General features: G+C 36.8%; 23 protein-coding genes. 1 reads left to right on the top strand and 22 read right to left on the bottom strand.

Translation table 11 applies throughout. The features are described from left to right. Positions 1 to 50 precede the first annotated feature (50 nt). A complete protein-coding gene (lexA, locus tag EO119_RS00655) occupies positions 51 to 731 on the top strand; it encodes a transcriptional repressor LexA (protein ID WP_126940308.1) in 681 nt (226 codons plus the stop codon). A 65-nt stretch (positions 732 to 796) separates the two neighbouring features. Here lexA and dapA read toward each other — a convergent pair whose 3' ends face one another. The 22 genes from dapA to cobS form a co-directional block, all read right to left on the bottom strand. Then, complete coding sequence (dapA, locus tag EO119_RS00650) at positions 797 to 1,681, bottom strand: 4-hydroxy-tetrahydrodipicolinate synthase (protein WP_126940307.1); 885 nt, start codon at positions 1,679 to 1,681, stop codon at positions 797 to 799. A gap of 24 nt (positions 1,682 to 1,705) precedes the next feature. Next, positions 1,706 to 2,737: an aspartate-semialdehyde dehydrogenase gene (locus tag EO119_RS00645; protein WP_126940306.1), complete on the bottom strand. Its 1,032-nt coding sequence runs from the start codon at positions 2,735 to 2,737 to the stop codon at positions 1,706 to 1,708. A 91-nt stretch (positions 2,738 to 2,828) separates the two neighbouring features. Beyond that, a complete protein-coding gene (dapB, locus tag EO119_RS00640) occupies positions 2,829 to 3,623 on the bottom strand; it encodes a 4-hydroxy-tetrahydrodipicolinate reductase (protein ID WP_126940305.1) in 795 nt (264 codons plus the stop codon). A gap of 8 nt (positions 3,624 to 3,631) precedes the next feature. After that, on the bottom strand, positions 3,632 to 5,308 hold the full coding sequence (gene recN, locus EO119_RS00635; RefSeq protein WP_126940304.1) for a DNA repair protein RecN: 1,677 nt from the start codon (positions 5,306 to 5,308) through the stop codon (positions 3,632 to 3,634). A gap of 1 nt (position 5,309) precedes the next feature. Beyond that, entirely contained in the window at positions 5,310 to 5,765 is a 456-nt protein-coding gene (gene argR, locus EO119_RS00630) for an arginine repressor (protein WP_009353250.1), read from the bottom strand. Then, entirely contained in the window at positions 5,765 to 6,340 is a 576-nt protein-coding gene (locus EO119_RS00625; RefSeq protein WP_126940303.1) for a class I SAM-dependent methyltransferase, read from the bottom strand. The genes argR and EO119_RS00625 overlap by 1 nt, the downstream gene beginning before the upstream one ends. Then, complete coding sequence (locus tag EO119_RS00620; RefSeq protein WP_126940302.1) at positions 6,337 to 7,215, bottom strand: NAD(+)/NADH kinase; 879 nt, start codon at positions 7,213 to 7,215, stop codon at positions 6,337 to 6,339. Before EO119_RS00620 ends, EO119_RS00625 begins: the two co-directional genes overlap by 4 nt. An 8-nt stretch (positions 7,216 to 7,223) precedes the next feature. Next, positions 7,224 to 8,027, bottom strand: coding sequence for a TlyA family RNA methyltransferase (locus tag EO119_RS00615; protein WP_126940301.1), 804 nt, complete (start codon positions 8,025 to 8,027; stop codon positions 7,224 to 7,226). A gap of 9 nt (positions 8,028 to 8,036) precedes the next feature. Continuing rightward, a complete protein-coding gene (locus EO119_RS00610; RefSeq protein WP_126940300.1) occupies positions 8,037 to 8,915 on the bottom strand; it encodes a polyprenyl synthetase family protein in 879 nt (292 codons plus the stop codon). Positions 8,916 to 8,997: 82 nt separating this feature from the next. Next, complete coding sequence (gene xseB, locus EO119_RS00605; RefSeq protein ID WP_126940299.1) at positions 8,998 to 9,207, bottom strand: exodeoxyribonuclease VII small subunit; 210 nt, start codon at positions 9,205 to 9,207, stop codon at positions 8,998 to 9,000. After that, a complete protein-coding gene (gene xseA, locus EO119_RS00600) occupies positions 9,200 to 10,405 on the bottom strand; it encodes an exodeoxyribonuclease VII large subunit (protein WP_126940298.1) in 1,206 nt (401 codons plus the stop codon). The genes xseB and xseA overlap by 8 nt, the downstream gene beginning before the upstream one ends. Position 10,406: 1 nt before the next feature. After that, the gene (locus EO119_RS00595; RefSeq protein WP_126940297.1) at positions 10,407 to 11,399 is read right to left on the bottom strand and encodes a metallohydrolase; all 993 of its coding nucleotides are present in this window, start codon (positions 11,397 to 11,399) and stop codon (positions 10,407 to 10,409) included. A gap of 1 nt (position 11,400) precedes the next feature. Beyond that, the gene (gene nusB / locus EO119_RS00590) at positions 11,401 to 11,799 is read right to left on the bottom strand and encodes a transcription antitermination factor NusB (protein WP_126940296.1); all 399 of its coding nucleotides are present in this window, start codon (positions 11,797 to 11,799) and stop codon (positions 11,401 to 11,403) included. Continuing rightward, a complete protein-coding gene (locus tag EO119_RS00585; RefSeq protein WP_126940295.1) occupies positions 11,786 to 12,166 on the bottom strand; it encodes an Asp23/Gls24 family envelope stress response protein in 381 nt (126 codons plus the stop codon). Before EO119_RS00585 ends, nusB begins: the two co-directional genes overlap by 14 nt. Before the next feature lie 9 nt (positions 12,167 to 12,175). Then, on the bottom strand, positions 12,176 to 12,538 hold the full coding sequence (locus tag EO119_RS00580) for an Asp23/Gls24 family envelope stress response protein (protein ID WP_126940294.1): 363 nt from the start codon (positions 12,536 to 12,538) through the stop codon (positions 12,176 to 12,178). A 95-nt stretch (positions 12,539 to 12,633) separates the two neighbouring features. Then, positions 12,634 to 13,191, bottom strand: coding sequence for an elongation factor P (gene efp, locus EO119_RS00575; RefSeq protein WP_126940293.1), 558 nt, complete (start codon positions 13,189 to 13,191; stop codon positions 12,634 to 12,636). A 14-nt stretch (positions 13,192 to 13,205) separates the two neighbouring features. Further along, positions 13,206 to 14,276: a Xaa-Pro peptidase family protein gene (locus EO119_RS00570; protein ID WP_126940312.1), complete on the bottom strand. Its 1,071-nt coding sequence runs from the start codon at positions 14,274 to 14,276 to the stop codon at positions 13,206 to 13,208. Between the two features lie 74 nt (positions 14,277 to 14,350). Then, the gene (locus tag EO119_RS00565; protein WP_126940292.1) at positions 14,351 to 15,076 is read right to left on the bottom strand and encodes a pseudouridine synthase; all 726 of its coding nucleotides are present in this window, start codon (positions 15,074 to 15,076) and stop codon (positions 14,351 to 14,353) included. Further along, positions 15,066 to 15,710 carry a histidine phosphatase family protein gene (locus tag EO119_RS00560; protein ID WP_126940291.1) on the bottom strand — a complete coding sequence of 215 codons (645 nt, stop codon included), beginning with the start codon at positions 15,708 to 15,710 and terminating at the stop codon, positions 15,066 to 15,068. Before EO119_RS00560 ends, EO119_RS00565 begins: the two co-directional genes overlap by 11 nt. 11 nt (positions 15,711 to 15,721) lie before the next feature. Continuing rightward, a complete protein-coding gene (gene cobD / locus EO119_RS00555) occupies positions 15,722 to 16,819 on the bottom strand; it encodes a threonine-phosphate decarboxylase CobD (protein ID WP_126940290.1) in 1,098 nt (365 codons plus the stop codon). Between the two features lie 8 nt (positions 16,820 to 16,827). Further along, on the bottom strand, positions 16,828 to 17,706 hold the full coding sequence (locus tag EO119_RS00550) for a GHMP kinase (protein ID WP_009353012.1): 879 nt from the start codon (positions 17,704 to 17,706) through the stop codon (positions 16,828 to 16,830). Between the two features lie 19 nt (positions 17,707 to 17,725). After that, entirely contained in the window at positions 17,726 to 18,463 is a 738-nt protein-coding gene (gene cobS / locus EO119_RS00545) for an adenosylcobinamide-GDP ribazoletransferase (protein WP_126940289.1), read from the bottom strand. Position 18,464: the final 1 nt, after the last annotated feature.

Raw genomic sequence — 18,464 nt, 5'->3', positions numbered from 1 at the left:
GGTTTATATAAATTAAATTCCATAATACTGTAGAATGAGAGGTTATTCCCTTGAGACGTCCTGCCACTGATATAAATAGCAAACAACAAAGAATATTAGATTTTATTATTGAAAGTTTACAACAGCGCTATCGCTGCCCAAGTGTTCGTGAAATTGGCGATCATATGGGGTTAAGCTCCACTTCTACTGTTCAAAGTCATTTAAATACATTAGAAAAATTTGGCTATATTACTCGTGATGCGAATAAAAATCGCTCTATTACCGTTGTAAATATGCCTGATGTACCTGCTTTAGAAATGGATGAAGAAACTCACGAAGTTACGTCAAGCCCTGAATTTAATTTTTTAGAGGCTGGCCTTCGTCGTGTCCCTTTGATTGGAACTGTACAAGCAGGTCTTCCTGTAACAGCTATTGAAAACCGTGAAGATGAGTTCGTATTACCTACTGCTCTATTAGGTAGCTCTGAATGCTTCTTATTACGTGTTCGTGGCGAATCCATGCGCGATATCGGTATGTATGAAGGTGATTTGCTTATCGTTCGCAATCAATCCACTGCCAACAATGGGGATATCGTAGTTGCTCGAATTGATGATGAAGCCACTGTAAAACGCTTTTATAAAGAGTCTGACCATATTCGTTTAATGCCAGAAAACGAAGAGTTTGAGCCTATCATCACACGTAATTGTGTGATTGAAGGTCGAGTGATTGGGCTCATTCGTGACCATATTTAATCTAATATAATAAAGAAAAAGATAGTAGTCTTTAATAAGACTACTATCTTTTTCTTTTTAAATTTTTATTGTTTATATGATTCTATAGCTGCATCGATGATCTGCGCTTCTTCTACAGATGGATCACATAATGGTAATAGTAATGGCCCTGTTATAAATCCTAATTGCTTCATCGCATATTTTACAGGAATAGGATTTGTGGTAATAAACATAGCTTTTAAGATAGGTACCAAGGATAGCTCAATAACTCTTGCTTCTTTTACCTTTCCTTGTCTGAATAATCCTATCATCTCTTGCATTTCATTTCCTACAATATGTGCGGCCACAGAAATAACACCGGCTCCTCCATTTTGTATCACATCTAATGTTAATGCATCATCACCAGAATAAATCATGAAATCATCACTTGGTAGTAATGCACGAATTTGTTGAGTAATACTAATATCACCTGTAGCTTCTTTAATAGATGTAATATTAGGGCATTCTTTAGCTAATCTAGCTACTGTTTGTGGTTCTATACGACCACCTGTTCGACCCGGTACATTATATAGCATAACGGGTAAATCAGTACTGTCTGCAACTGCTTTAAAATGTAAATAACAACCTTCTTGATTGGGTTTGTTATAATATGGTACCACAGCCATCACGCCATGAACACCAGTATGGCTAGCAGCCTTCGTTAAAGCGATCGATTTTTTAGTAGAATTACTACCTGTATTCGCAATAATGCTAGCACGATGACCATACTCTTTAGCGATTAATGTAAATAGCTCAAGTTTATCACGATCATCAATATTTGGACCTTCACCAGTAGTGCCACATACAATTAACCCATCAGACCCATTATCTAATAAGTATCCGGCTAAACGTAGTGCTTCTTGAAAATTTACATGACCATCGTCAGTAAAAGGAGTGATCATTGCTGTTAAGATATTTCCAAATGTTGTCATCTTAGCACCCCCTGAAATATATGATTAGAAAGATTGATGTTCTACCAAGTATTCTGCAATTTGTAATGCATTTAATGCAGCACCCTTACGAATTTGATCTCCTACAATCCAAAAATTCATAGCATGCTCGTTAAATAAATCTTTACGAATGCGGCCGATTTCACAATCATTTTGATTCGATGTATATAAAGGCATTGGATATTCTTGTGCTGCTGGATTATCGTTCACACGTAAACCAGGGAATTTTTCACAAGCAGCTTTGAAATCTTCTACAGATACTGGAGACTCTGTCTTTACTAATACAGATTCAGAATGAGAGCGATATACTGGTACACGTACTGTAGTCGGTACTACAGCAATAGTATCATCATGGAAAATCTTTTGTGTTTCCAATACCATTTTCATTTCTTCTTTAGAGTATCCATTTTCCATGAATACATCAATTTGCGGAATTAAATTAAAAGCGATTGGATAATGTTTGTCCATAGAGCCTGTAGGTAATAAATTAGCTACCATATCTTCCCCTGCAACATGTTGAGCTACTTGGGAATCTAATTCTTCAATCCCCTCTTTGCCAGCGCCAGATACAGCTTGGTATGTGCTGACAACAACACGTTTAATAGGAGATAAGTCATGCAATGGCTTTAATCCTAAAGCCATGATAATAGTAGAACAATTAGGATTAGCAATAATACCTTTATGTGTATCAATATCCTCTGGGTTTACTTCAGGTACTACTAATGGAACGTCTGGATCCATACGGAAAGCGCTGGAGTTATCGATAACAATAGCACCACGTTTAGCAGCTTCTGGAGCCAATGTTTTAGAAATAGAACCTCCTGCAAATAAAGCAATATCTACACCTTCAAAAGATTCTGGTTTTGCCTCTTCCACCACATACTCTTTTCCATCTACTGTTAAAACTTTACCCGCAGAACGAGCAGATGCTAATAGTTTAATGCTTTCATAAGGAAATTTACGTTCTTCAATTAATGTAATAAACTCTTGTCCTACTGCACCAGTAGCACCTAATATGGCTAAATGAGGTTTTCTCATAGTGACTCCTTAATATTAATAACTTAATGTATAGTTATATGTATTATACTATTTAAGTTTTTCTTTAGCAAGAATTATATAGAATATAGAATTATAAATAATGTTCTAATCCATAAGTTAAGCCTGCAAAATCTTTGATTTTTTTACAAGCTAATACCACACCAGGCATAAAGGATAAGCGACTTAATGAATCATGACGAATCACCAATGTTTCATCATATCCACCAAAAATAACTTCTTGATGTGCCACATAACCTGGCAAACGGACACTGTGAATTGTCACATCATCCACCTTAGCACCTCGAGCACCTGGTAGACTCTCACGAGTTAAATCTTCAGCAGCTTTCACATTGGCTTTTTGTTTTGCATCATTGATCAATTTAGCCGTTAATACAGCTGTACCAGAAGGTGCATCATATTTATGATTATGATGTAATTCAATAATCTCCACATCTGGAAAATACGGAGCTAGTTCCGCTGCCGTTTTCATCATCATCACTGCACCTAACGAGAAATTAGGAGCTACCAAACAATTCGCATTATGTGCTCTACCAATGGAATCTAATTCTTGGCGCTGTGCTTCTGTAAGACCAGTTGTACCAATCACAACGTGAATTCCTTTTGTTAGCATAAGTTTTGCATTTTCAAAAATAATGGCTGGTGTTGTAAAGTCCACAATCACATCTGGATGTACGGCTTCAATAGCTTCCTCTAATTGACTGTAGATTTTACAGTCTAAAGGACTAGTGCCCATAAATTCACTAACATCTTTACCTCCATGGCTAGGATCTACCCCCCCCACTAAGGTTAACTCTGTATCATTATGAACAGCTTTTAGAACCTCACGGCCCATTTTGCCAGCTGCTCCATTTACTAAAACTTTCATTGTTCCTCCTAGAGTAATTCCTGTTGAAAGTATTGAATCATTTCTTTTGCTGTTTCTAAGGCTGTATCTGAGAAAGATTGGCCTGACATCATACGGGCAATTTGTGCAACACGTTCCTCTTCTGAAAGGATGGTAACTTTAGAAATAGTTCGACCTTCTTCTTCTACCTTGCGTAGATGATAATGTTGTTTTGCCACGCTTGCTGTTTGTGGTAAGTGCGTAATACAGAATACCTGATTACCAGAACTTAACTGTAGAATTTGTTTAGCCACTTGTAAGGCTATATCACCGCTAATACCTACATCAATTTCGTCAAATACTAATGTCTTACGAGTTGCTTTATTAAATACGGATTTAAAAGCTAAGGCGATACGCGCTAATTCACCGCCAGAGGCAACTTTATGTAGTGGTAATAAAGCTTCCCCTGCATTGGCAGAAAACAATAGCTCTATCCGGCTCGCTCCCAAAGGAGATAAAATCTCAGTACCTTCTATGACAAATTCTAACTTTGCCTTTGGCATACCTAACTGAGTTAAGTTTTGCTGTAAGGCATCAGTAATCTCTTTATGATGAGCATAACGTATTTTTGTAAGCCTTTCTAAAGCTTGTACCGCTTGTGTTTGTAAGGTTTCCACGCGTTCCACTAACTGCGATTCTTCACTTTCCTCTGATTCTAGTAATTCTAATCGCATTTGTGCCATTTCTTCAAAGGCTAATATTTTTTCAATAGTGTCTCCATATTTACGTTTTAAATTGTATATAAGCGTGTCTCTCTCTTGTAAGTAAAAATAGCGTTCTTCGTCATAGCTAATGGAATCACGGTATCTATCTAAAGCTTGTCCAGCTTCTTCTAATTGATAATACGCAGATCGCAATAACTCAGCTATTTCTTCCATATCCTTATCATATTTTACAAGATCAGTCACTTCATTGGTTATACTATTCAAGCCATCAATAAGAGGAGTTCTGCCCCCATAGATACCATCATAACAACTAGAAATTGTAGATTGAAGATGCTCATAGTTATCTAATCTCTCTAATTCTTCAGATACAGCTGTATCTTCATTAGTTTGTAATTGGGCTTCTTCAATTTCATCAATCTGAAACCTCAACATATCTAATTCACGAATTCTTTGTGCCGACTCTTCACGCAATGTTTCTAATTGTCGCTTTGCACTGGCATAGTCAGTATAGGCTACTACGTAATTTTCATAAGCCTTCGTAGCATCATCATTATACGTATCTAAATAGATATGATGTGTATCCGGTAATAAGAGCTGTTGGTTACTATATTGACCATGAATATCTGCTAAATAGGTGCCGATTTCACGTAATGCCTTCAATGGAATCACTTGGTCATTAGCTAAAATTTGTGATTTACCGTTTCGATTAAAAGTTCTAGATAAAATTAAAGTATCTTCTTCTACTAAAATATTTTTATTTACTAATAGCTCTTGTAATGCTGTATCTCCTGCAATATCAAAAGCGCCTTCAATCAGAAAAGAATCCTTCTCATGACGAATAAATTCACTACTAGCTCTTTCTCCTAATAGAATAGAAAACGCATCCATCAATATAGATTTACCAGAACCTGTTTCTCCAGTAAAAATTGTGATGCCCTTGGCAAACTCTAGCTGCATATGTTCGATGAGGGCAAAATTTTTAATCCCCATGCGTACTAGCATATTAATCCCTCATTAAGTCTTGAATACGGTCCAATACCATTTCTACACTTTCTACAGAATTACATATCAATAAAATTGTATCATCTCCAGCAATCGTACCTATAACTTCATGCCATTTTGCATGGTCAATAGCAAAGGCTACTGACTGCGCAGAACCAGGTAATGTATGTAATACGACTTGATTCAACACGTGGTCAATACGCAAAATAGAATCTTGGAACAAGCGATTGATGCGTGTTCTAGATAACATAATATTTTCTTCTGGAGATAAGGCATATCGATATCGTCCATCCCCTGTAGGAACTTTTATTAACATCAATTCCTTAATATCACGTGATACTGTTGCTTGTGTAACGGTAATCCCTTCTTCTACCAAGGCTTGCGCTAATTCTTCTTGTGTTTCAATAGCCTTAGTTTGAATAATTTCTTTTATCTTATTATAACGAAAACGTTTCATTATTTCCTCCGACGAATAATATATAAAATAGGCGGTTGATTCGCTTGATTTAATGGTCGCCATGTACTGCAGTGAAAATCTTTTTGACTAATAGAAGCTATATAGTTTTCTAAATCTTCTGCCTCTTTACGACCAGTTTCTGTTCCAGGATACGCTACAATGGTACATAATCCATGTACTGAAAGTTTTTCTAATCCCTTTGATAAAGCTTTAATTGTTGATACAGATTGTGTCATAATTTGATGGTCTGCATTCGGTAAGTACCCCAAATTAGCTACCATTAAATCGATAGTAGATACAGGAAGTGTTTCCAGTGCACTATCATGTGACCCCAATATGAAATCCACTTGTTTTATAGCCTGTGGAAGCTCTTTCAAAAGCTTTTCTTTCGTCCTTGTTAGCGCTACTTCTTGTATATCAATAGCATATACATGAGAATTTTCATGACAATGTGACAATAGATATACTGTGTCATGTCCATTGCCACAAGTAATATCTACAATAGTTCTAGCTGTAACTAGGGCGTCCAACCATAAGTGATGCTGAAATTCTACACTATGGTGTAGAGGAATCATAGAACCTCCTTAGATCGTGCGGTCAACTTTTTAAACAAGGTAGCAAAGAATTTTTGATCTTTAAATCGCACATATTTACAATATTGTGGATGTGCTTCAATATGTAAAGAGTCAGTATTACTAAATTCGTAATCAAAAGTGCCATCTACAGAGATATGTAGATTTTTCTGACGCTCTGGCATAGTAATATCAATCTTTGCACTTTCTTTTAGCACCAAAGATACGCCCTGCAATAAATGAGGGGCAATCGGTGTTACTATAAGAGAGCGATTATCTGGCGCCATAATAGGACCTCCAGCAGATAAGTTATACCCTGTAGACCCAGTGGAACATGCTACAATTAAACCGTCAGCAGGATACATTTGAGTATGTCCACCGTTAATCGACAAATTAATGCGAGCCATTTTACCCGGTTCTGAGCGGGATACAACAATATCATTAATAGCAGGACGCAGCACGCGTTCTCCTTCTGGAGTATGCAAAGTTCCCACTAAATGAATGCGATCTTCCACATAAAAATCGCCTTTACTAATTCTTTCAATGGCCATCTCTAAGTTTTCAAGCTCTATTTGATTTAGGAAACCTAATTCCCCTAAATTAATGCCACAAATTGGTACATTATATGGGTAAATTTGACGGGCTAATTGAATAATTGTACCATCACCACCAAAGCTAAATGCCATATCCAAATGTTCAAATATGTCTGGTCGTGATAATAAGTGAGATTTCTCTATCCCCAACGCATATACATCATGATGTTCTAATTCTTTAGGCATATAGACTTCTATACCATATGTATGGCAATAGGTAATTGCTTGTGATAATATATCTCGAATATTCTCTTTTTTCATATTAGGAAAGAAACCGATTCTCATAGATCCTCCTATAATCGATGAGCCTCCTCTACCGTGGCTGTAATAAGCCCTTCAGTAATGTCTAAGGAACCCTCTGCTTGTTTTGTAAAATATCCTAAAAATTCAATATTTCCTTCCATTCCTTTAATGGGAGAATAGGTTAGTCCATGTAAATATAACCCACAATCTTTAGCAATGTGCAAGATACGATCTAACACCAATCTATGTGTGGATTTCTCACGTACTATTCCACCTTTACCGACTAGTTCTTTACCAGCCTCAAACTGAGGCTTGATTAAAGCTACTAAAGAACCAGTATCTTTAAGTAAAGTAGTCGCTACAGGTAACACTTTATCCAAAGAGATAAATGCTACATCTATGGAAATAAAATCGCTAAGTTCCCCTAATTGTACTGGAGTAACGGTGCGAATATTTTGTTTTTCCATATTAATGACTCTAGGATCTTGTCGTAACTTCCAGGCTAGTTGATTATACCCTACATCAATGGCGAACACTTTGGCTGCTCCATGCTGTAAGGCACAGTCTGTAAACCCTCCTGTGGAAGCACCAATATCTACCATTACGGCATTCGTTAGATCGATAGGATATAACTCGATGGCTTTTTCCAACTTTAAGCCACCACGGCTTACATATGGTAAGGTATTACCTTTTACCTCCAAATGTGTATCTACTGAAACTTTAGTACCAGCTTTATCCAATCTCTGTGTACCAGAAAAGATAAGCCCCGCCATAATAGCAGCCTTGGCTTTTTCTCTACTTTCAAATACACCACGTTGCACCAGTAGTATATCAAGACGTTCTTTTTGACTCATACGTGTCTCCTACTGTGTGCGATCCATTAAATATTGGACTAGACCTTCAAGAACAGGTGATGTGCAGTTGGAATCATGTAACGCTGTTAATGCTAGATTAGCCACCTCTTGAGCTCGTTCTTTAGCAGTATCTAATCCTAAAATAGATACATAGGTTGCTTTATGCTGACGTTCATCACTGCCAGGAGTTTTACCTAATTCTTCTTGTGTACCTACTACATCTAAAATATCATCGGTAATTTGGAATAATAAACCTAAATGATCAGCATATCGTAGGTAGGCCTCTTTTACGGATGTTGTGGCCTCCATAATAATCAGACCAATTTCAACAGCTGCACTAAATAATGCTCCTGTTTTACCTTTGTGAAGAACTACTAATTCATCCAATGGTAGGAATTTTCCTTCTGATTGTAGGTCAAAAGCTTGGCCACCTACCATTCCGCTAGGTCCTGCACCTTTGGCTAAGACATGAATAATTTGCACTACTTGTTCTGCAGATAATGTTGTGTGTTTGCTAACTAATTCAAAGGCATAGGTTAATAATCCATCTCCTGCTAAAATAGCCATACCATCGCCATATACACGATGATTAGTTAGTTTTCCTCTACGATAATCATCATTATCCATAGCTGGTAAATCATCATGAATTAAAGAATAGGTATGAATCAATTCTATAGCACACACTACATCTTTATAAGCATCCCAAGATCCACCTAAAGATTCAATGACAGCTTTTGTAATAATAGGCCGAATTCTTTTACCACCCATCAATAAGCTATAATTCATGCTATCGTATAAACGAGTATATTCCGTATTAGGTGATTCTAATACAGAGGATAAATAACTTTCAATGTCTGCTTTGCTTTGTTGCAAGTACTCTTTTAACATAATATCCTCAATTCTTTGAAAGATAATAATATTTGTATAAATATTCTAATTCTATTATACCTAAAAAAACGTACTTTGTCTCCTAATTCGTATCTACTTGTACAGTTTCAATTATTTGTTCAATTTCTTCTTCTACAAGTTGCAATAAATCAGAACATTCTTTGACTAATGTTAATCCTTCTTTATAGGTTTTTAACAATTCATGCATAGATAAGCTTTCGTCATCTAATTTTTTTACTACTTCTTCTAAGGCTGTATATTTCTTTTCATAATTTTTTATAGATTTAGCCACGATGTGTTACCTCCTGTACAGTCGCTTTCACAGATCCATCTTGAATATGTATATCTAATGTATCGCCAATTTGTACACTTTGAATCGTTTGTAATGGAGTACCATTAAGATCAACTTTTGCAAATCCTTTAATGACCTTAGCTAAAGGATTTTTGTTATCTAATTGAGTCGCTAATATAGCTAATTTACGTGATTCATCTTGGGATTTCTTTTGTATTGCACTATGTAATAGGTGTTCAAAACGTTGTAATATATTTCTCTGTTGATGCACCAAGTTCATGGCAGGTACAGTAATCTTGCGGTTGGCAATAGAAAATAACTGTTGCTTTTCTTTTTGAATACGATACTGCACTGTATTATGAATAAATTCTAATTTTTGCTGTACTTCTTCTTGTAAGTCCAGCAGTGGATAGATAGATAATTCTGCAGCATGACTTGGGGTTGCCCCTCTTACATCTGCGACAAAATCACATAGTGTATAATCTACTTCGTGACCCACTGCAGACACAACCGGTGTTGTACATTGGAATATAGATTCTATTAAAGCTCTATCATTGAAGCACCATAAATCTTCCATAGAGCCACCACCACGACCAACAATAATTACATCTACATCTGGGTCAGCATCTGCCATAGCTACACCACGAGCAATAACAGGGCCCGCTGTAGGTCCTTGTACAGGTACATTAAATACTTTAAATGTTACTAATGGATTGCGATGGGATGCTACATGTAAAATATCGTGAATAACTGCTCCTGATGCAGAAGTAACAACACCAATACAACTCGGTACAGGTGGCAAAGGTTGTTTGTGCCGTTCGTCAAAATACCCTAACGCATATAGCTCTTGTTTTAATTTCTCATAAGCAATTTGATAGTCACTTTTGGCACCAATACGAATATCTTCGCAAATAAAACTTAAACGACCAGTTTTTTCGTAAAAACTAATGTTTCCTCGTACTTGTACTAACAAACCGTTTTCAAGGGCACCTTCCAAGCCACGTTGTTGCACTTTAGAACGCCACATAGCCATATCAATGGAGCCTGTATCATCGATGAGAGAAAAATAATAATGTCCTGTACTATGACGTTTTACATTAGAGATAACACCTTCAACAATACAGTTCTTTAAGAGAAATTCTCCCTCTACGGTTTGCTTAATAATTTTATTTAATTCTCCAACGGAGTAAGCATCCATTCTATTCTCCTTCAACAACCTTTGCTCCATAGGCATTACCTGAGGCATTATCTGCACTATATTTAGAGGATACACATAACACATCTAAATCATGATGGTGTCCCCAATGAACTAAACGATCTTGTAAGTAGGTATTAGCCATGACACCACCGGCAGTAATTAAGGTTGTAATATTATGTTTTGTTAAAATATGAGATAAGGCTTTCTCTAGGGAATTTCCAATACAATGGAACACAGAGGCTGCCAAGATTTGTGCATTTTTTTCTGTACTAAATGATTCCCTATCAGTCCAATCTATAGGCCCATGTTGTAATGATTCCCACCAGCGTTGTCCAGCGCTATATGGCCCACCAAAGCTAATGGTAGATTCTTTTACTGATACAGGGAGCACCGAGTCTACATTGTATTTAATACGCCTTCCTAATGTTTCCATGCTTGGGCCCGCTGGAAACTTTAAGCCCATTAAAACACCTAATCGGTCTACTAACTGGCCTCCTGCTATATCATCAGAGCCACCTACTATTTGCACTTTAAAACCACTTTTATAAATGCGTTCACAAAGAACAAATTCCGTGGTTCCTCCAGAAAGGTGTAAACTTAAAAAGGGACCTTCTGGAATTTCACCAATTTCACGTAAGGCTGCCCATATATGATTCTCTTGATGAGAAAATACATGTACAGGAACTTGTAAACAATGTCCCAGTGATTTTGCTGTATTAAGACCTACTAAGAATGCCGGCATATAGGAATCTTCTTCTCGTCTTGGAAAACCGCTGACACCGATAGCTGAAATGGGTTGATCCAAATGTAAAGACTGAATCAGTTCACCTAAAGCACGAGTATGTTGAAACACCATTTGTGACTGTTGTAATCCTCGTTTCCCCTGCGGTACTTCTAAAAGTTTTCTAACTTCCTGTACTAATCTACCTTCCTCATCAACAATTGCACAAGATGTAGTATAACAACTTGTATCTATTCCTAAATAATAGGTCATGTTATTGTCTCGATTTAGCTAAATTATGAAGGATAGCATTAATGTACTTATAGGAAGTCTCTCCACCAAACTCTTTCGCTAATAAAACAGCTTCATTAATAACAATCTTTGCTGGTGTATCCTCTTGTGGATGTAATAGCTCCCACGCTGCCATACGTAAAATAGTAAGTTCTACTTTAGGAAAACGTTCCATTTTACGTTTAGGAGAAAATTCTTGTAAAGCTGCATCTAATTGTTCTTTTTCACTACGCACACCTGCAATTAATTGTTTTGCAAATTGATTGGCTTTTCCTTGCATTTTAGTGGTATCTAAAACTGCCTCCTCAACTATTTCTTCTGAAAATGTATCTGCATAAATAGTTTCAAATGCAAACACTCTTGCTAACCTACGATGATTCATGATTAGGTTCCCTTCTTTCTAGACCGTCAATGTGTACATCTACACGAACACGATATAAGTCTAACATATTTCGTAAATCTTGCCGCACTTGTTGTTGTATTTGTCGTGCCACTTCTAATGGATGAGATCCACAATATAAACGAAGATATAAATTAATTTCTATAAAAGCCTCTCCAAAGCTATCTCGTTTATGTTTAACATTCATTCCAGGCCAACTTTTTTGCCCTAGTTTTTGTGAGATACCATCTACAACACCATCAAAAAATCGTTTGCTCATGGAGTGTATTTCATCGAAAGATGACAATACTCTTGCAGTGACATCTAAAATAACGGCATCTGTAATTTCAATTTCTAAATGATCTGACATACAAATCCTCTATAATATGGTACTTTCAAAAATTATATCTTGCACATAAATATCCACACTATTCACAGTAGCATCTGCCATAGAAACAAGAGCACTTTTTACTCGCTCTTGTAAACGCAAGGCTATATCTGGGACGCGATATCCATAATACACTGCAATATGTAGAGATACTTGCAATGATCCATCTTCTAAAACTTGTACTTTTACACCTTCCATGGCATTTTTTCTGCCAAATATGCTACTGACCGTATCTCCAAATGTTGTACTCATACCCGCAACACCTTTAGTTTCCAATGCTGTCATGGTAGCAATCATTTCATAAACAGAATGGTCGAACTGTATCAGTCCTTCAAAAAAGCGATTATCTTCCATATATTTACCAAAAAAGCATTTGTCGTCCTACCACAGGCCAACAAATGCTTTTAATTACAATACTATACTAGTTGTTAAAAGATCAAATCTGTGGTTTAAGCACGTTCAATATATTGTCCAGTACGTGTATCTACACGCAATACATCGTCTACTTCGATGAATAAAGGTACTTTTACAACATAACCTGTTTCTAATGTAGCAGGTTTATTACCACCAGTTGCAGTATCACCACGGATACCAGGATCAGTTTCAACTACACGTAACTCAACAGCTACTGGTAAATCGATACCGATTACGATACCTTGGAAGAACATAATGGATACTTCCATATTTTCTAACAAGAAGTTTTTAGCATCCCCTAATTGATCTACTGTTAATTCAGTTTGGTCATATGTTTCATTATCCATGAAAGTATATGCTCCATCAGATTCATATAGGTATTGCATGCGACGACGGTCAACATGAGCTTTTGGCACTTTTTCACCAGCATTGAAAGTACGCTCTACCACAGCACCTGTTTGTAGGTTTTTCAATTTAGCACGTACGAAAGCTGCTCCTTTACCTGGTTTAACATGTTGAAAGTCAACTACTTGCCATACATTACCATCTAATTCGACAGTTACGCCTGGACGAAAATCATTACTGGAAATCATTATAAATCCCTCCATTACACATCTAGTTCTATTAAATCTTTAGGAGTTTTTGTGAGAACTTCACAACCCTCCTTAGTAACTATAACTGTATCTTCAATACGTAATCCCATATGCCCTGATAGATATATACCTGGCTCTACTGTGACTACCATATTGGATCTTAATATATCTTTTGATTTTGGTGATACCACTGGTAATTCATGAATATCTAAACCTACCCCATGACCTGTGCCATGACGAAAGTTTGACCCATATCCTTGTTCTTTGATATAGTCTCTACAAATTGAATCTATCTCTAAAGCAGTTACACCTTCTTTTATAGATGCAACACCACGTTGTTGTGCTTCTAACACAATAGAGTACAACTCTTTTTGTTCATCACTAGCCTTACCTAATACGATAGTGCGTGTCATATCTGAATGATATCCTTTATACATAGCACCAAAGTCAAAGGTAATAAAATCGCCTAGCTCCATCACTTTATCACTAGCGACCCCATGAGGCATACTAGAACGATAACCAGAAGCAACAATAGTTGCAAACGATGGCTCTTTAGATCCACGTCGTAACATTTCTGTTTCTAGAATAATACGTGCCTCGTTTTCAGTCATCCCCACTTTTAGCTGTGGTAACATAGCTGCAAATGATTCATCTGCAATATTAAACGCTTGCCGTAAATATTTCAGTTCATCTTCTCGTTTCACTATACGAAGGCTAGCAAAATCGAAGGATAAAAATTCTGTTTCATTCAATGTATCACAAACTTGCTGAAATACATCGACACTCATATAGTTTCCTTCAAAGCAACATGTAGTTAAACCAATACTTGAACGTTTTAGTAAGTCCCTAATTGTTTCATATACATCACCTGTATATTCTACTACTTCGTATCCTTCACATTGTTCTTTTGCCTGTTCTGTATAACGACTATCCGTTATCATATACGCTTTGTTAGGCGTTACAAGGGCAACCCCTGTAGTTCCTGTAAAGCCAGCAAAATAATGCAGATTAATAGGACTAATAAGAATAGCGCCCCCGTATGATTCTTCTTGTAGGAATCCTTGTAAAGTTGCTAATCCATTCATCATCTCGCCTCCTTAAAAAGCATCAACTAATGATACCATATAATGCATAGATATGACAAATTGAATAGATTCGATTAAACAATTTCTTTTTCTTCTTCTGTTAAATCTATGAATGTGCCCACTTCTTCAATAGAATCAAGGGTAATTCTACCGATAGCAATGCGTTGTAAGTACGTTACCGTCCCACCACAGGCACCGATCATACGTTTCACTTGATGATATTTCCCTTCGTAAATAGTCAATTCACAGGAGTGAATGATTTCACCAAACTCATTCATCACTCCTTCATCATTGTGAAGCGATAGTTCTGCCGGCTTACACTCTGTACCATCCCCTAAAACTATACCAGCTTGTATACGTTGTATGCCTTCATCTGATAAAGCCCCACTATATTCTACATAGTAAGTTTTACCAATATTTTTTTTGCCATGAATAATTTTATGAGCCCAAGGACCATCATTGGTTAATAATAACAACCCTTCTGTATCTTTATCAAGTCGTCCCACAGGGAATACCTTCAAAGTTTGAAACTCTTCAGGAAGTAACTCCATGATAGTAGGATCTGTAGAATCTTCTACAGCTGTTACATATCCAGCTGGTTTGTGAAATTTAATATAATATTCTAATTGTGCTTGTACAACTTGATCTTGAACCGTAACCACATCTACATCAGGATTGATATGCATGTCTTTTTTCTTAACAATACTATCATTTACCTTTACAAGACCCTGTTTGATTAAATCATGCACTTCTTTTCTTGTACCAAAAGCCTTATGGGCTAAAAACTTATCAATCCTCACCGTAACCACCTTCTCTCACATGAGTATGAGATGTATCATTTAATATACAAATACGATTATAAGGAGATTGGTCACCCCAGAAATCCACCACACTAACGGCTGTATTCCCCTGTGCTAGCCGCCATAAACAATTCAGTGGAATACCCGTTAATGCACATAATAATGTACGTATGGTTCCTCCGTGACAAACTACCAATAACCTCTCACCATCCTCCATACGCGCTAACTCTTCTAATAAACGAGTATAGGCACGTTCTTGCACCATTTCTACTGTCTCCCCATTAGGAATTGGTTTCTCTGATGGATCTTCATAAATAGCTTCGATTTGGCCAGGCCAGCGTTCATTAATTTCAGAATATGTTAAGCTTTCCCAGTCGCCAAAGTTAATTTCCCGTAATCCTTCTGTAAAAGTGGTAGGAATATAACGGCCTTTTAGAATTTCTTCAGATGTAACCCTAGCTCGTACTAGGTCTGAAACGATAGCTCTATCAAAATGAACATCTCGTAAGGCATCACCCACATCCACAGCTTGGGCCATACCTTTTTCATTTAAAGGTATATCACTAAATCCTTGGTGCTTTCCTAGATGATTCCAATCCGTTTCACCATGGCGGACAAAGTAAATTTGTATCATAGTATCTCCTGTTATAATGTAAAATATGCTTGTAAAGCTTGTAATAATTGTTCATTTTGCTCTCTTGTTTTGACCGCGATACGAAACCAATTGGGGCCTAGCCCAGTATAGTGAGAGCAGTCTCTAATTAATATAGATTGATGATACAAGTGCTGAATCATATCTTCTAAAGAATACTGATCATCTAGATGACAGAGAATATAATTCACAGATGGTTCAATGCACTGTAATACATCCATCTGTACAATCTCCTTATATAGCCATTCTTTTTCTTGTTTTAGTACTGTCCGAGTCTCTTGTATATAGTCTGTATCTTGTAAAGCTTTTTCACTATATATTTGCGCTAAATGATTTACAGTCCAAGATGGGATATGAGATTTAATGAAGTTAATAATCATAGGATTTGCCATCATCGCCCCAATACGTAGGCCGGGAACTGCGTAAAACTTAGTTAAAGAATGTACAACTATCACATTGTCATACTCTTTCACATAGTTTCGCATAGAATAGTCATCCCCTAAAAAATCAACAAATGACTCATCAAACACTAGATAGTGACCATTTTTCTTGCAAACTTCAAATAATTCACGACTTTCATGTTTCCACAAGGTGCCACATGGATTATTGGGATTCCCAATAAATACTAAGCGATGCTTAGACTGATTTAAATCATGTAATATCGTTGTTAAAGGATAGGAAAAACAAAATAAATCCGCATCAAATTGTAATTCATATTCTATGACTGGTAGGCCACACGAATGAGCACCATGGCTATACTCTGAAAATCCAGGAGCTGGCACATACACAGCTTCTATTTCTGGCAATCGGCATATGGCATAGATTAATTCAGCTGCACCATTACCGAAAGCAATGCATTCTTTTGGCATATCCCACAATTCGGATGTGATAGCAAAAAGGTTCGTCATGTCTGGATCTGGATAATGTATCACATGTTGAAATGCCTCATTCATAGCATCCATCCCCTTGGCGCTCATACCCAAAGGGTTAATATTGGCACTAAAATCTAAAATCTGATCTAAGGAAGTATCTAATAGTCGACTCGCTTTATGCACATTACCACCATGCACATTCGTTGTTTTCACCATCATAACCTCCTTTATCGTTCCATGAAAGTAATTCCTTCATTCGTTGTTTCCACTATATCCATGAAGGTAAGATTTGGCAATTCCTGCTTTACTTGTTGCAAGCAGTGTACAATACTTGGTGAGTCTGGGGGAAATAGCAAACCCAGTACAGTTCCACTATGGGCAATAATCGTTCCTATCGCATTACACTCTACCCCAATTTGATGTAACGCATATAAGTTTGCCTTATGCAAAATACGTTGATTGCCGAAAGAACTAATGGTAGAGGCCTCACCAATAAGTTTCACATTATGCTTATGTATACCTTCTTTAAATTTTGCTAAAGCTTCTACCATCAACTCTTCTTTTTCATCAATTAAAACATCTAAATTTTGCTGATGATTAAATTGTACCGTATCAATCGTACCGCCTTCATCAAACATGACGATACGAATCGGTGGACATGTGCCTAATAATTCACAACATGTACCATTTAGATAATCGAACTGAACTATACCAGGGTAAAAGGGAGCATCTGTAGGTTCGATTGATAAGCAAATAGAGGCTAATTGCTCCATAGAAAGATCGTAGCCATGACTTTTTGCTGTAGCCATAGCTACTACACTAATATCTGCACTACTAGAAGCCAATCCTTTTCCTTGTAAAATATCGGAATGTAAATATACAGGCTTCGCCGTAGATCGATCGATTCCCAAAGTATCCAATACCGTGATGTAAGCTTGATAGGCCTTTGACTGTAAAGAAATCGATGAAAGAGGAAGTGGATATTGTACATCACCAATGGCATAGGAGTAGCGATTAATAGGACAGGTTACTAGAAATCGTTGTCCTTTTATGGAGCCTTGAATAAATTCTCCACAAGTGCCTGGCGTTCTTACATAAAATGCCAACTCTACTTCCTCCTTTCATTTATACAACACTTACAATAATTGCACCTAAAATAATAAAAATTTCTGATAATTCACATACAAATCCATACGTATCCCCTGTAGTTCCTCCTAAATGTTTTGTCACATAGGAATTAATGATAAGATTCACAGCTAAAGCAATGACAAATAGATACGCATAAAACCATTCATAGAAGAACAATGGTAATAATGCTAATAGGGTCGCTACTGGTAAAGCATACTTAGGAGCATTGTCTGCAAAAAATTTACCGATTCCTTCTGGTCTTGCATAAGGAAATTTTTGAATACTAATCACCATAGTATATCGACTTAACAGAGGCATACTGACCAAGACTAAAGGGACTACATAGATTGGTAAATTAACTAATAGTTGCCATTTTAAAAGGGTTAAAAATACAAAGCCTACTACTCCATTACTCCCTACTCGGCTATCTTTCATAATCTCTAATTTACGTTCCCGATCTCGTCCTGAAAATAAGCCATCACAGGTATCCATAAATCCATCTGCATGAAGTCCACCAGTAAATAGAAATTCAAAGATAACTAACATAAGCATCAGTAAGGATACCGGAATATACGAATTTGCTAAACTATAAAGAGCCCACATAAAGGCGCCAATGACAAGTCCTACTAAAGGAAAATATGTAACGGATGCGCCAAAGTCTTCTACTTTCCACTCTGTTTGGTTTACAATTTTTAAGCGTGTTAAAAACTGAAGTCCTACAAAAAATCCTTTCATA

Source organism: Veillonella sp. CNR 79/14 (assembly GCF_003992185.1).
Taxonomy (GTDB): domain Bacteria; phylum Bacillota; class Negativicutes; order Veillonellales; family Veillonellaceae; genus F0422.
Note: the sequence above shows the minus strand (reverse complement) of the source record. Positions and strands in the feature narration are given on the sequence as shown.